The sequence below is a fragment of the Duganella sp. 1411 genome (genome assembly GCF_017833525.1).
Classification (GTDB): domain Bacteria; phylum Pseudomonadota; class Gammaproteobacteria; order Burkholderiales; family Burkholderiaceae_D; genus Rugamonas.
The window spans coordinates 254,688-269,324 of the sequence record NZ_JAFICD010000003.1 but is presented as its reverse complement, the minus strand read 5'-3'; the positions used below and the strand labels follow the sequence as shown (position 1 = coordinate 269,324).

Here is a 14,637-nt window from a genome sequence, read left to right as displayed (position 1 = left end):
TAGGAATGCCGTTGCTTCCATGATAGCGGACGCCGCGCGCAGTGTCCGTCCGCCGCAACGCCCAATGGTGTGGTGTGACAATGTGAGATTTTTCACGATGCGCGACATGTTAGGATAATTCCTACTGGCAATTCCGACAGCTTTGTCGTCTGCGCTTTCCGCGTGCGGAAGCCAATTACCTGGGAACGGAAACATGGGCATGAATCCGGAAGTAACACGTCGTACCTTTTTAAAAGTCCTGGCCAGCGGCGCGACGGTCGGCCTGTCGGTGACCAGCCTGCCGGGCATGGCGATGAACGCGGCGCGCCCGCGCTTGACCGAGGTGCCGGCCTGGGCGCCGGTGCCGGGCCAGGCCCGCTGGCGCATCGACGGCATGGCCAAGGTGCTGGGACACAAAATCTACGCGCGCGATTTCAAGGCGCGCGACTTCAAGGATTGGCCGCAAAACGAGCAGTTCCTGTACGCCGTGCGCTGCGACCGCTACGACGAGGTGGTGACCGGATACGACCTGGGCATGCTGCCCGCCGGGCTGCGCCCGGTGGCCGTGATCGACGCCCAGGCCCTGGTCGACAAGAAGCTCAAGCTGGCGGACGGCATGAACAGCCCGTTCCTGGCCAGCATCGGCAAGGCGCCCGACTTTTTCGGGCAACCGGTGGCGATGCTGATTTTCGCCAACTTCGACGCCTACCGCCGCGCGGTCAAGATCCTGCAGTTCAATCCGAACGTGATCCAATACGGCGCGCCGGCGCCCACCGCGACCGGCGCGTATTCGCCGGTGACCAGCTATGTGCGCGACGACGGCAAGCAGTTCAACTACGTCTACAGCACCGATTACGCGGCCCAAAAAACCGCCGTGGCCGCCGGCATCGAGGCCGCGATCGACGCCAAGACGTGGCCGACCTTCGCGCGCCGGTTCTACACGCAGACCATCGATCCGATGTTCATGGAGCCGGAGTCCGGCATGGCGTGGTACGACCCGGCCACCCGCCAACTGAGCCTGGTGCTGGGCACGCAGTCGCCCACCGGCGACCTGCGCAACGCGGCCGACATCTTCGACGGCAGCGCCTATCCGGTGACCGACATCGATCTGCTGTCGTGCTACCCGGGCGGCGGCTTCGGCGGACGCGACTCGTCGCTGTTTTCGATGTACCTGGCGCTGGCGGCGCCGTTCGCGAGCGGGCCGCTGCGCTGGGCGCAGAGCCGCTTCGAGCAATTCCAGGTCGGCCTGAAGCGCTGCGAGACGCAGTTCAGCGAAACGCTGGCGGTGGACGCCAACGGCAAGATCCAGGCGCTGCGCTGCGATTTCACGCTCAACGGCGGCGACCAGATGAACCTGACGCCGTACGTCGCGCAACTGGCCGCGCTCAGCTCGATGAGCTGCTACGACATCCCGCGCGCGATCGCCAACGCCAGGTCGATGCAGACGCCGCAACTGATGGGCGGCTCGCAGCGCGGCTTCGGCGGCCCGCAAGCCTTCATGGCGATTGAAACCTTGCTCGACGAGGCGTCGCAGGCGCTCAACATCGATCCGTTCGAGCTGCGCCGGCGCAATCTGCTGGGCAAGGGCCGGGGCGCGACCGTGACCGGCGCGCCCATCCTGCAGGAGCTGCAATTGGAAGAGATGCTGCAACGGCTGGAACGCCATCCGCTGTGGCAGAACCGCAAGCTGACGCAGCAGGCCAAACAGCGCCAGGGATTGCTGTACGGCGTGGGTTTCGCGCTGTCGAACGAGGCTTACGGCACTTCCGGCGACGGCATGTTCGCCGCCGTGCAGATCGAACCGGACGGCGCGATCACCGTCTACACGCCCTACATCGACATGGGCAACGGCGCCGCCACCGCGCTCGGCCTGGCGCCGGCCGCCTTCCTCGGGCGCAACGCCAGCAGCATCAACATGGGCGAGACCCAGTTGTTCGACGCGCTCAACCTGACCACCACGCCGGCCAAGCCGCCCGCGCCCAACCCGCCCAACTACGTGCTCAAGGCGTCCGGCTCGGCCAGCGCCTGCCTGGGCGCGTTCTACCAGTACCACGTGGTGGAGCAGGCCGGCCTGGCGCTGCTTTTGCAAACGCTGCTGCCGGCGGCCAACGCCATCTGGGGCAAGCCGCAAGCGGCGGCCGCGCTCAAGTGGAAGGACAACCGCTTGCACGCGGAAGGCATGCCGTCGCTGCCGTGGTCGGTGCTGGTCAAGCAGGCCACGCGCATGCGCCTGCCGATGGTGGCGGTGGTGCACGCCAGCTACGTCGGCGCCTTCGCCAAGGCGCAGTTTTCGCTCAACAGCGGCGCTGCCGTTTTGCCGCTCGACTACATCTCGACGGGCCTCACGCTCGATACCCTGCAGCCCGTCCCGCGCGCGCAGCTGGTCAATCCGCCGGCCATCAACTTCCGCTTCGGCCGCACCACGTACGCGCCGTGCGGCTCGCTGGTGGCGGCCACGATCGAGCCGCGCACCGGCGTGATCGCGGTCGAATCGGTGGTCTCGGTGCTCAGCGCCGGGGTGCAGCATTGCCCGCAAATGGTGTCGGGCCAGTCGCAGGGCGCGATCGCGATGGCGCTGGGGAACGTGTTGCTCGAGCATTGCCCGAACGACCGCAGCGGGCCCGGCAACGGCACCTGGAACCTGAACCGCTACGCCATCGCGCGCTCGACCGATATTCCGCAACAGGAATTGATCGTGCTGCCGCCGGCGCCGGGCGAGAGCACCGCGCGCGGCATCGCCGAGGCGGTGATGTGCCCGATCGGCCCTTCCATCCTGAACGCGCTGGCGATGGCCACCGGCGGCAAACGCTACACGGCCACGCCGGTCACCGCGCGCACTGTCCTGGAGTCTTTGACATGACAAATTCCATCCGTTTCCGCATCAACGACAAGCTGGTGCAGGCCGACGCCGCCGACGCCGACATGGCGCTGGTCGATTTTCTGCACGAGCGCCAGGACTTGACCGGCACCAAATTTTGCTGCGGCATCGGCGTCTGCCGCGCCTGCACCGTGGCCACGCGCGAGGGCGAGGGCGGCGTGCTGGAGAAGACGCTGTCCTGTTCCACGCCCGTCAGCGCGGTCGAGAACATGTCGGTCTACACGGTCGAAAGCCTGGGTTCGGAGCAGGCGCTGGCGCCGTTGCAGCAAGCCTTCCTCGAGAATTTCTCGTTCCAGTGCGGCTACTGCGCGCCCGGCTTCCTGATGGCGGCCACCGCCATGCTGTCGCACCTGAAGCGGGCGCCTGTGCCGGCGTCGCAGCTCGACGCGGTGATCGAGACCTGGGTCGGCGGCAACCTGTGCCGCTGTACCGGCTATGTGCGCTACATGGAGGCGATCCGCAAAGTGGCCTTGCCCTACACCCGCGATGGCGGGGTGACATCATGAGGCTGCCGCTGTTGTCTTCGCTGGCGCTGCTGCTGGCCGCCACGGTGGGCCTGGCGCAAGCGGCCGCGCCCAAGGCGGCCGTCAACAAATTCAGCCGGCAGAGCGCCGTCGAGTACGGCCAGGTGTGCGCCGACATGATCGGCCAGATTCCCGCCTTCAACTGCCTGGACGGCGCCATCGTGCCGATCACGGTCGACGGCAAGACGCCGTCCGAGTACAAGCCGGGCATGACCTGCGACCGGCCGGCGCTGCTGCCGTATGGCGACGGCACGTTCGGCCAGTGCACGCCGTATTCGCGGCTGTTGAACCTGTCCTACGGCAAGACGCAGATCTCGGCCATGTGCCGGCGCGAGCAGCTGCGCGATCCGAACAGCAAGTTCTTCGACGAGGTCGACATCGTCGCCCACAATGTCGACAGCGGCGACACCTGCTGGTTCCACGCCGAGGGCAAGCCGGGCCAGAAGACCGGCTTCGACGCCTCGCGCGTGCCGCCGCCCAACGAAAAGGCGCCGCCGGCGCAGCGCATCTCCGCCGGCCAGTTCTGGTGGTCGCCGGCGGCCACGGCGTCGAAGAACTGCCTCAGTTGCCATGACGCCGACCCGTTCATGTACAGCCCGTGGATCGGCCAGCTCAAGTATCTGGTGCCGGCCGACCCGCTGGGGCGCTACAGCAACATCGGCAAGGAGTTCGCGCAATGGCACTCGAACAGCATCAGCACGCGCGACAACACCTGCGTTGGTTGCCACCGCATCGGCGACCAGGCCAGCTGTTCGCAATTCGTGCCGATGGCCGGTGGCAGGATACCGGCCAAGGACGGCAACGCGCTGGCGAACAGTTATCCGTTGAGTCATTGGATGCCGGTCAATAACGACCAAAGCAAGGAGTTCTGGGAGCAGGCCAATCTGGAATCGCTGAACCAGCTGCTGACGTGCTGCGCCGATCCGAAGAATCCGATTTGCACGATCAAGCCGATTGTCACGCCGTCCAAACGGTAATCTGATACACGGCTAAACATCTCTAAAACACAGCTACACTTCTAAAACACTTCTAAAACACGTAGGGCGGATTAGCGCAGCGTAATCCGCCATGCATGCGTTTCGACGGCTCATGCATTGGCGGATTACGACCTTCGGTCTAATCCGCCCTACGTGTCTCCAAGGTGTCTCCAAGTTGTCTTCAGAGTTCATTCGTCTTGCAGCGCGGCCGCCAGCATCTCGGTGAACAGGCGGATCTTGGCCGAGCCACGCCGGCTGGCCGGATACACGGCGTGGATCACGACGTCCATGTCGCCGGGATTGACGTCGTACTCCGCCAGCACCGGCACCAGCGTGCCGGCGGCCAGCTCGTCGCGGATCAGCCAGTCGGACAGGAGCGCCAGCCCCATGCCGCCCAGCGCCGCCTCGCGCAGCACTTCCGAATTGTTCACGTTCAGGCTGCCGCGCACGTCGATGTCGACCTCCCGCCCGTCGCGCCGCAGGCGCCAGCTATGACCGCTGGCGCCGTAGGAAAACTGCAGGCAGTTGTGTTGCGCCAGCTCGGCCGGCGTGCGCGGCGCGCCGTGCCGGGCCAGGTAGTCGGGGCTGGCGCAGATATGCCGCCGGTGCGCCGCCAACTGGCGCGCGATCAGGTTGGGCTGTTGCCGCGGACTGCCGATGCGGATGGCGACGTCGACCGCTTCCTCGACCAGGTTGACGTAGTTGTCGCTCAACCGCACGTCCAGCGTGACCTTGGGATGGCGCCGCGCGAACTCGGGCAGCAGCGGGGCGATGTAGCGCACCGCCAGCGTGACCGGCGCGGCGATGCGCAATACCCCGCTGGGCTCGGCGTCGCGGCCGCCGGCGGCGTCGTCGGCCTCGTCCAGCGCGGCGAGGATTTGCGTGGCGTGCTCAAAGTAGGCGCGGCCGCTGTCGGTCAAGGTGATGCTGCGCGTCGAGCGGTTCAGCAGCGGCGCGCCCAGGCGTTGTTCCAGCGAATCGACCAGCCGCGTCACCGACGACGTGGCCACGCCAAGCTGGCGCGCGGCCGCCGAAAAGCCGCCGTTGTTGGCGACCAGGCAAAACGCGTTCAATTCGGCGAATCTGTCCATACAGTCGTTGCGTCCAGCGCAAAGGTCAATGCGAATCCGATCATATTATCATCGCCGGCTGCCGCCTATATAGTGATTTCATACATCTCAGGCTTAGGAGGCCCTATGAACATCACCCCGCTCCCGGTCGGCTTTGGCGCCACCATCGAAGGTTTGGATTTGCGCGACGCCGGCCCCGCCACGGCCCGGCTGCTGCGTTCGGCGTTGCTCGAGCACGGCTTGCTGGTGATCCGCGACCAGACGCTGACGCCGCAACAACAGATCGCCGCGACCGGCCTGTTCGGCACGCTGGAGACCTTTCCCGCCATGCGCGGTCAACTCGACGGCTTCGAGGAGATCTTCCGCGTCGCCAGCCGGCCCGAGGACGGCCATGTCGAGGTGGGCCGCTACTGGCACTCGGACGGCTCGTTCCGCGCCGACCCCACGCCGATCAGCTTCTGGTATTCGGTGGCGCAGGCCAGCGAGGGCGGCGACACGCTGTTCACCGACCTGCAGCGCGCCTACGCCGAGCTGCAGGACGACATCAAGCAGGAGTTCGACGGTCTCGATACCGCGCACCGCAACGGCGTGGTCCACCCGCTGGTGCTCAAGCATCCGCAAACCGGGGTTCCCGCCTTGTACCTGAACGTGGGCCTGACGGGCGGCGTGCTGGGATACGGCCCGGATCGCTCGAAGGCGCTGATGGAGGCGGTCGACCGCCACTATTCGCGCGACGGCGCCACCTACCGCCACCATTGGCTGCCGGGCGACGTGGTGATGGCCGACAACCTGCACGTGGCGCACAAGGCGACGCCGATCGGTCCGCAATCGCGCCGCATCCTCAACCGCACCACGGTGCGCGCCGACGGCGTGATCTGGCACGAGCCGGTGCCGGCGCGGGCGGCGTAGCGAAATGTGCGTGGGGACTATGTTATTTCCCCCACGCACGGTAGGACATGGTGTCTGGTTAAGCTTGTATTTGAGATAAACTCTTGCTTCCCTAGTTATCTTGGTCCGTGCCATGCCCAACAAAACGCTCGACGACGTCGGCTTCCGTCGCATTCTCGCCCGCAACATCACGCTGCCGCTGGCGGCCGGCGTGGTCAGCGCCGGCGTGTTCGTGGTGCTGCTGGTGTATCTGGTCACCACCATGAACTGGGTCGAGCACAGCGAGCGCGTGATCGGCAACGCAAGCGAGATCAGCAAGGAAATGGTCGACATGGAGACCGGCCTGCGCGGCTACATGCTGGCCGGCGAGGAAAGCTTCCTGCAGCCGTACGTGCTGTCCAAGCCGAAGGTGGCCGCCAGCATCGCCAGCCTGCTGAAACTGGTCCAGGACAGCCCGGCCCAGGTCGACCGCTTGAACGCCATCCTGGCCCAGCACCAGCAATGGGACCAGTATGCGCAGGAAATGATACGGCTGCGCGCCGCCAACGGCGACGTGACGGGACCGGTCAAGACCGGCCGCGGCAAGAACCAGTTCGACGAGATCCGCCGCCAGCTCGACGCCTTCATCGAGATCGAGATGCGCATGCGCCAGGATCGCAACGCCTCGGCCCGCAACGTCACCACCTTGGTGGCGGTGGTGTATCTGGTGCTGACCCTGGGCGTGGGCGGCGCGCTGGCCTGGTTCGGCCGGCGCGAGCTGCTGGCCCTGTCCCGCACGTATAACGATGTGCTGCGCCAGCACACCGAGCACGCCGACCTGTTGCAGCAGCAAGCCTGGCTGCGCACCGGCCAGAGCGAGCTGGCGCAGCAGGGCATCGGCCAGCTGGCCTTGCCGCAGCTGTCGGCGGCGCTGCTGCAGTTCCTGGCGCGCTACATGAACGCGGTGGTCGGCGCGCTGTATCTGCGCAACCGCGATGGCAGCCTGCGCCGCGTGGCGTCCTACGGCTTCAGCGACGAGTGGGAGCGGCGCGACCAGCAATTGAAGTCGGGCGAGAGCCTGGTGGCGCAGGCGGCGCTGGAACGGCGCCTGATCCGCCTCGACCGGGTGCCGGCCGACTACATCCAGGTCAGCTCCGGGCTGGGCGCGGGCACGCCGGCCAGCGTGCTGCTGGCGCCGCTCGACAACGACGGCGACATCAACGGCGTCGTCGAACTGGGCCTGCTGCGGCCGATCACGGTGCGCGATATGGACTTCCTCACCTTGGTCAAGGGCAATATCGGCAACGCCATCGAGGCCAGCCAGTCGCGCCAGCGCCTGCAGGAAGTGCTGGAGGAAACCCAGCAGCTCAACGAGGAATTGCAGGTGCAGCAGGAGGAACTGCGCACCGCCAACGAGGAGCTGGAGGAGCAGTCGCGCGTGCTGGAGGAATCGCAGGCCAGCCTGGAGAACCAGAAGGCCGAACTGGAACAGACCAACGAGCAGTTGGCCGAGCAGGGCACCGCGCTGGACCAGAAAAACGCCGCGCTGGTCAAGGCGCAGCTGGACCTGGAGGAGCGCGCCCGCGAACTGGAGCGCGCCAGCCAGTACAAGTCGCAGTTCCTGGCCAATATGTCGCACGAGCTGCGCACGCCGTTGAACAGCTCGCTGATCCTGGCCAAGCTGCTGTCGGAGAACGCCGCCGGCAACCTGAACGACGAGCAGGTGCGCTTCGCCAACACGATCTACTCGGCCGGCAACGATTTGCTGAACCTGATCAACGACATCCTCGACATCTCCAAGGTCGAGGCGGGCAAGCTGGAGCTGGTGCCGGAGCAGTTGTCGCTGCGCCACGTGGTCGAGGGCATGGCGATGGTGTTCGAACCGCTGGCCCAGCAAAAGAAACTGGCCTTCCACGTGCGGGTGGCCGACGACCTGGCCACGCACATGGTCACCGACCGCCAGCGCCTGGAGCAGATCCTCAAGAACCTGCTGTCGAACGCGCTCAAGTTCACCAGCCATGGCCAGATCACGCTGTCGGTGCACGCGGCCGGCGAGGGCGCGGTCGGCTTCTCGGTGCAGGACACCGGCATCGGCATCCGCCAGGAAGACCAGCAAGCCATCTTCAACGCCTTCCAGCAGGCCGACGGCACTACCAGCCGCAAGTACGGCGGCACCGGCCTCGGGCTGTCGATCTCGCGCGACCTGGCGCACCTGCTGGGCGGCGCGATCAGCCTGGTCAGCGAGCCGGGCAAGGGCAGTTGCTTCACCTTGACGATGCCGCTGCGCTGGACCGCGCCCGAGCCGGGCCCGCGCGTGGGCAGCGCCAGCGCGCCGGCCACGATGGACGAGCAGGGCGGCATCGGCGAATACGCGGCCACGTCGCCCGGCCTGGCCGGGGCGGCGCCGCTGGCGGGTCACGGCCACGGCCTGGACCTCGGCTCGGCCCACGGCGCGCGCCACGACGGCGCCGCCGATCGCCAGGAGAAGCAAGCCCGCGTGCGCGCCTTCGACGACGACCGCGACCTGTTGCGGACCGACGCCGACCAGGCCCGCTCGGTGCTGGTGATCGAGGACGACCCGGCCTTCGCCCGCATCCTGTACGACCTGGCGCACGAAAAACAATACCGCTGCCTGGTCGCCTTCGACGCCGACGAGGGCCTGGAGCTGGCGCGCGCGCACCGGCCCAACGCGGTGCTGCTCGACATCCGCCTGCCCGACCGCTCCGGCCTGTCGGTGCTGCAGATGCTCAAGGACGACGCCCAGACCCGCCACATCCCGGTGCACGTGGTGTCCGGCTCCGACAACGGCGAGGCCGCGCTGCACCTGGGCGCGATCGGTTTCGCGCTCAAGCCGACCACGCGCGAGCAGCTGATGGAGGTGTTCCGCCGCATCGAGACCAAGCTGACGCAAAAGATCAAGCGCGTGCTGCTGGTCGAGGACGACGACCGCCAGCGCGACAGCGTGGTGCAATTGATCTCCGACGACGATGTCGACATCGTCGACGTCGGCAGCGGCGAGGAGGCGCTGGCGCTGCTGCGCACCACCGTGTTCGACTGCATGATCATCGACCTCAAGCTGCCCGACATGCAGGGCAACGAGCTGCTGCAGCGCATGTCCGGCGAGCAGCTGGCGGCGTTCCCGCCGGTGATCGTCTACACCGGCCGCAACCTGTCGCGCGCCGAGGAGGCCGACCTGCACAAGTATTCGCGCTCGATCATCATCAAGGGCGCCCGTTCGCCCGAGCGCCTGCTCGACGAGGTGACCTTGTTCCTGCACAAGGTCGAGGCCGACCTGTCGTCCGAGCGCCAGACGATGCTGCGCACGGTGCGCTCGCGCGACCGCGTGTTCGAGGGCCGGCGCATCCTGCTGGTCGACGACGACGTGCGCAACATCTTCGCGCTGACCAGCGCGCTCGAGCAGAAGGGCGTGCTGGTCGAGGTGGGCCGCAACGGCTTCGAGGCCATCGAAAAGCTGGACCAGAACCCCGACATCGACCTGGTGCTGATGGATGTGATGATGCCGGGCATGGACGGCCTGGAGGCGACGCGCCACATCCGCGCCGACGCCCGCTTCGCCCGCCTGCCGATCATCGCCATCACCGCCAAGGCGATGAAGGACGACCAGGAGCAATGCCTGGCGGCCGGCGCCAGCGATTACCTGGCCAAGCCGATCGACCTGTCGCGCCTGTATTCCTTGCTGCGGGTGTGGATGCCCAACGGCGAGCGTGGCCGATGATGGAGGGCACGCGCCATGCAGCATAGCGATACCGACATCGAGCTCAAAGTGTTGATGGAAGCCATCTACATGAAGTACAGCTACGATTTCCGCGACTACACCGGCGCCTCGCAAAAGCGCCGCGTGCTGCACGCGCTCAAGGAAATGGAGTGCGCCAGCATCTCGGCGCTGCAGGCGCGCATCATGCACGAGCCGGCCGCGTTCAGCCAGCTGCTGCAATACCTGACGATCCCGGTGACGTCGATGTTCCGCGACCCCGGTTACTTCAAGGCCTTGCGCGAGCAGGCGGTGCCGGTGCTGCGCACCTATCCGTCGCTGAAGATCTGGATCGCCGGCTGCAGCACCGGCGAGGAGGTGGTGTCGATGGCGATCTTGCTCAAGGAGGAGGGCTTGCTCGAGCGCAGCATGATCTACGCCACCGACATCAATCCGCAATCGCTGGAGAAGGCGCGCAAGGGCGTGTTCCCGCTCGACGCCATGCGCGAGTACACGGAGAACTACCAGGCCGCCGGCGGCACCCGCAGTTTTTCCGATTACTACACGGCGGCCTATAATGCGGCCTTGTTCGACAGCGCGCTGTGCGAGAACGTCACCTTCGCCGACCACAGCCTGGCGACCGACGCCGTGTTCGCCGAGACCCACTTGATCAGTTGCCGCAACGTCATGATTTATTTTAAGAAGAAGTTGCAGGAGCGCGCGTTCGGGCTGTTCCACGAATCGCTGTGCCATCGCGGCTTCCTCGGCCTGGGCAGCAAGGAGAGCATCGATTTTTCCGCCTACGCGCCCTGCTTCGAGCCGGTGCAAAAGCGCGAGCGCCTGTTCAGGAAGCGTTAGCGATGAGCGCGCCCATTGGATCGCCGCCGACGCCGGCGCCGGCTTCGCCCCGGGGTTTGCCAGCTACGCGGGCGATCGCGGCCGCGCTGGCCGGCCGCGCGATCGAGGCGGTGGTGATCGGCGCCTCGGCCGGCGGCGTCGGCGCGCTGCTCAAGCTGCTGCCTGGCCTGCCGGCCGGCTATGGCCGGGCGCTGGTGGCGCTGCTGCATCTGCCGGAGAACCGTCAAAGCCAGCTGGCCGAGGTGTTCCGCCTGCGCATGGCGCTGCCGGTGCGCGAGGCCGCCGACAAGGAACCGCTGTCATCCGGGACGCTGTATTTCGCCGGTTCCGGCTACCATTTGTCGGTCGAGTCGGATCGCAGCTTTTCGCTCAGCTGCGAGGCGCCGCTGCACTTCGCGCGGCCGGCGATCGATTTTTTGATGGAATCGGCGGCGGACGCCTACGGCCCGGCCTTGCTGGGCATTTTGTTGACCGGCGCCAACCAGGACGGCGCCGCCGGCCTGGCCGCGATCGGCCGCGCCGGCGGCCTGACCGTGGTGCAAGACCCGGACGAGGCCGAGGTGGCCACGATGCCGAGGGAAGCCATCCGTTTGCGGACGCCGGACCTGATCCTGTCGCTGGACGACATACACACACTGCTGTTGATGCTGGAGAATAATTAATGCAAGCCGAGCACCCGACCAAACTGCTGATCGTCGACGATCTGCCGGAAAACCTGCAGGCGCTCAACGCCGTCATCCGCGGCGACGGGCGCCAGATCTTCCAGGCCGGCTCCGGCGAGGAGGCGCTGGCCTTGCTGCTGCAGCACGACTTCGCGATGGCCTTCCTCGACGTGCAGATGCCCGGCATGGACGGCTTCGAGCTGGCCGAACTGATGCGCGGCACCGAGCGCACCCGGCAAATCCCCATCGTCTTCGTCACCGCCGCCGGCAAGGAGCTCAACTACTCGTTCAAGGGCTACGAGGCCGGCGCCGTCGACGTGCTCTACAAGCCGCTCGACTCGCGCGCCGTGCGCAGCAAGGTCGAGGTGTTCGTCGCGCTGTACGAGCAGCGTGAGGCCACGCGCGCGCAGGTGCGGGCGCTGGAGCTGGCGCGGCAAAAGCAGGAGGCCACCCTGGCCGAGCTGAACGCCGCGCAGGCCCAGCTGCAGCGGGCGCTGGCCATGCGCGACGAGTTCATGTCCATGGTGTCGCACGAGATGCGCACGCCGCTCAACACCTTGTACCTGGAGACGCAGCTGCGCAAGATGCAGCTCGAGCGCGGCAACATGGCCGCCTTCGGCGCCGAGCAGCTGCAGCGCATGGTGGCGCGCGATGACCGCCAGATCCAGAGCATCATCCGCCTGATCGACGACATGCTCGACGTCTCGCGCATCCGCAGCGGCAAGCTGTCGCTGCGGCCGGGCTGGGTGGAACTGTCGGGACTGCTGCGGCGGGTGGTGCACGATCTGACGCCGCAGGCCGCCACGGCCGGCTGCACCATTAGCCTCGAGGCCGACACCCCGGTCAGCGGCTGGTGGGACGAGTTCCGCATCGAGCAGATCGTCGTCAACCTGCTGACCAACGCGCTGCGCTACGGCGCGCAGCGGCCGGTGGCGGTGACGCTGGTGGTCGAGCAGGACGTGGCGCGGGTCGAGGTGCGCGACCAGGGCCCCGGCATCGATCCCGAACAGCAGCAGAAGATCTTCGAGCCGTACGAGCGCGGCGTCGGCAACGAGGTGCCGGCCGGGTTGGGATTGGGCTTGTATATTTCGCGCGAGCTGGCCGAGGTGCACGAGGGCACGTTGACCGTGTCGAGCACGCCGGGCGAGGGCGCGGTGTTCACGCTGACCTTGCCGCGCCGGGACGCGCCGCCCGCGTAATCAGCGCGCGCCCGCTTCCTCGCGGCGCTGGATCAGATAGGCGTTCAGGTCGTCGAAGCTGACCTGGCCGCGCTGGGCAGTGTCGATGCCGTCGAAGTTCTTGTCGACGATGGTCAGGCCGGCCTGGCGCGCCTCTTCGCGCGTCAGCGTGCCGCTGCGGTCGGCGTCGGCGTCCTCGAAGCGTTTCTTCAGCTTTTGCAAGGTGGTGAAGCGCAGCAGCACCGGCCCCGGAGCGATGTCGCGCTGCGGCTGGCGCATCGAACGCGGCACGTAGGAATCGGAATACGGCGTCGCCGCGCCGGCGGTCGCGGCCGCTCGGACGGCCGGTGCCGGGGTTTCCGCTGGCGGGGTTTGGGCGCCGGCGTTGGCCGCGGCCAGCAGGGCTGTCAGGGTGGTCAGGTGCAAAAGGTTCATGGTTGTCTCCCCGCCATCGGTCGATGCACGGCTCAGGTAGACACTTTGATCCGAATGCCGCAATTAATCAAACACCTTCTATTGTGCAATGCGATTTTGTCGCCCGGAAACATCATTCGGACCGCGCAAGTCCTTGTTTTCGCAGGTAATTTTGTCTAAACGGTAAGTGTGCATTGTATGCCAGGCGGCATTGAATTGGGAGGGAAGGGCGGCGCCGCCGGCAGTGCGGCGCCGCCCTTGGGGCGATGCATCGGATCAGCAAGTGCGCAGTTGCAGCGCGCCGAGCGCCAGGCCCGGCAGGGGCGTCAGCACGGCGGGGGTAAAGTCGACTTCAATCCAATAGCTGTTGGTGTTGAAGTTGAGCGTCACACCGCAGCCCAGGGCGGCTGCCGGGCTCCTGTAGACGGTAAAGCCGTTGGCCAGCGTGCCGGAGGACGGCGTGACGTCGGAGTTGATGTTGGTCGCGGTGATCGGGGTCGTCACGCCGGTGATCAAGTTGTACCCGAACATGCGCACTGTCACGTTGCCCGGGGTGGCGACGGTGTCACGGATGTGCGCGAACAGCGCCCGGTTGGCCACTATCCCGGTGCCGGTGCCGAAGGTGTCGGTGACCTGGTAACGGACCTTGCAGGGGAATAGCAGGCCGGGCACCAACCTGGCCTCGAAATTGTCCATCTGTATGGCCATGTAGCAGGACTCGTCGACGATGCCGGTCGAGCCGACCGTGGACCAGGGGCTGTCGGCCAGCGCGGCGCCCGGCGCGGCGAACGCGGCGACGGCAAGCAGCGCCAGGGGGCGCAAAAGGCGCGATGCCAGGATTTTGGAGAGTTGAAGTGAGAACATGGTGACTCCTTGAAAGAGCAGACCGGACCGGCCCGCATGACTTCCAGACTAGACCGTCGCGCAGGCTCAGCTTTAAGGTGCATCAACGAACCCGCCAGCACTAAAGCTGGGTTCGCCTTGTCCCCGCCGGGCGTTTGCCGCCGCGCGTTTCTCACCCGCCATGTGTCCTAGCCGTGCCAAAAGCCCGCGTGGGCCAGGCGCGCCTCGTCCTCGCGCAGCGGTCCGATGACGGTGGTCGGACGCTGGCCGCGCGCGAACACTTCGCGGCACGGCAACGACAAGGTCGGATTTTCGGGATCGCTACCGGTCAGTTGCAGCAGGTTCGCTTCCGACAGCGCGTAGACGACGCGGCCGACGCCGCTCCAGTAGGTGCCGCCGGCGCACATCGCGCACGGCTCGGCGTTGGCGTACAAGGTGGCGCCGGCCAGCTGCGCGGGACTGTGTTGTCGGGACGCGATGCGCAGCGCGTTCATCTCCGCGTGCGCGGTGCGGTCGCTGCTGGAGGCGTTCATCGCCTCGGCGATGACGCTGCCGTCGGCGGCGACCACCATCGCGGCGAACGGGTGGTGGCCCTCGTCGCGCGAGCGCTGCGCCAGCGCCAGCACGCGGGTGAGGAATTCGTGGTCTTGCGCGGTGGGTGTCGTCATGTCGTGC

The 14,637-nt window shown here is 66.8% G+C and carries 12 protein-coding genes; 8 read left to right on the top strand and 4 right to left on the bottom strand.

Annotation, left to right across the window (positions count from 1 at the left end; genetic code table 11):
• Positions 1-199 precede the first annotated feature (199 nt).
• The 3 genes from JOD97_RS18270 to JOD97_RS18260 are packed head-to-tail and all read left to right on the top strand — an operon-like array spanning position 200 to position 4,358.
• On the top strand, positions 200-2,839 hold the full coding sequence (locus JOD97_RS18270) for a xanthine dehydrogenase family protein molybdopterin-binding subunit (protein WP_229264553.1): 2,640 nt from the start codon (positions 200-202) through the stop codon (positions 2,837-2,839).
• Entirely contained in the window at positions 2,836-3,363 is a 528-nt protein-coding gene (locus JOD97_RS18265; RefSeq protein WP_209721163.1) for a (2Fe-2S)-binding protein, read from the top strand. The genes JOD97_RS18270 and JOD97_RS18265 overlap by 4 nt, the downstream gene beginning before the upstream one ends.
• The gene (locus JOD97_RS18260; protein ID WP_209721160.1) at positions 3,360-4,358 is read left to right on the top strand and encodes a hypothetical protein; all 999 of its coding nucleotides are present in this window, start codon (positions 3,360-3,362) and stop codon (positions 4,356-4,358) included. The genes JOD97_RS18265 and JOD97_RS18260 overlap by 4 nt, the downstream gene beginning before the upstream one ends.
• A 188-nt stretch (positions 4,359-4,546) precedes the next feature.
• Here the strand turns inward: JOD97_RS18260 and JOD97_RS18255 are convergent, their stop codons facing one another.
• Positions 4,547-5,449 carry a LysR family transcriptional regulator gene (locus tag JOD97_RS18255; RefSeq protein ID WP_209721157.1) on the bottom strand — a complete coding sequence of 301 codons (903 nt, stop codon included), beginning with the start codon at positions 5,447-5,449 and terminating at the stop codon, positions 4,547-4,549.
• A gap of 105 nt (positions 5,450-5,554) precedes the next feature.
• On the opposite strand from JOD97_RS18255, the gene JOD97_RS18250 reads away from it, so the two are divergent.
• The 5 genes from JOD97_RS18250 to JOD97_RS18230 all read left to right on the top strand — a co-directional run bounded on the left by JOD97_RS18250 (position 5,555) and on the right by JOD97_RS18230 (position 12,726).
• Positions 5,555-6,337 carry a TauD/TfdA family dioxygenase gene (locus tag JOD97_RS18250; RefSeq protein WP_209721154.1) on the top strand — a complete coding sequence of 261 codons (783 nt, stop codon included), beginning with the start codon at positions 5,555-5,557 and terminating at the stop codon, positions 6,335-6,337.
• A 112-nt stretch (positions 6,338-6,449) separates the two neighbouring features.
• Positions 6,450-10,031: a response regulator gene (locus JOD97_RS18245; RefSeq protein ID WP_209721151.1), complete on the top strand. Its 3,582-nt coding sequence runs from the start codon at positions 6,450-6,452 to the stop codon at positions 10,029-10,031.
• Positions 10,032-10,046: 15 nt separating this feature from the next.
• Positions 10,047-10,865, top strand: coding sequence for a protein-glutamate O-methyltransferase CheR (locus tag JOD97_RS18240; protein WP_209721148.1), 819 nt, complete (start codon positions 10,047-10,049; stop codon positions 10,863-10,865).
• Between the two features lie 2 nt (positions 10,866-10,867).
• A complete protein-coding gene (locus JOD97_RS18235; RefSeq protein ID WP_209721145.1) occupies positions 10,868-11,527 on the top strand; it encodes a chemotaxis protein CheB in 660 nt (219 codons plus the stop codon).
• A complete protein-coding gene (locus tag JOD97_RS18230) occupies positions 11,527-12,726 on the top strand; it encodes a hybrid sensor histidine kinase/response regulator (protein ID WP_209721142.1) in 1,200 nt (399 codons plus the stop codon). Before JOD97_RS18235 ends, JOD97_RS18230 begins: the two co-directional genes overlap by 1 nt.
• On the opposite strand, the gene JOD97_RS32725 is transcribed toward JOD97_RS18230, so the two are convergent.
• The 3 genes from JOD97_RS32725 to JOD97_RS18215 form a co-directional block, all read right to left on the bottom strand.
• Complete coding sequence (locus JOD97_RS32725; RefSeq protein WP_229264552.1) at positions 12,727-13,140, bottom strand: EF-hand domain-containing protein; 414 nt, start codon at positions 13,138-13,140, stop codon at positions 12,727-12,729.
• 255 nt (positions 13,141-13,395) lie between these two features.
• Entirely contained in the window at positions 13,396-13,983 is a 588-nt protein-coding gene (locus JOD97_RS18220) for a hypothetical protein (protein ID WP_209721139.1), read from the bottom strand.
• A gap of 167 nt (positions 13,984-14,150) precedes the next feature.
• Positions 14,151-14,630: a nucleoside deaminase gene (locus JOD97_RS18215; RefSeq protein WP_209721135.1), complete on the bottom strand. Its 480-nt coding sequence runs from the start codon at positions 14,628-14,630 to the stop codon at positions 14,151-14,153.
• Positions 14,631-14,637 lie beyond the last annotated feature (7 nt).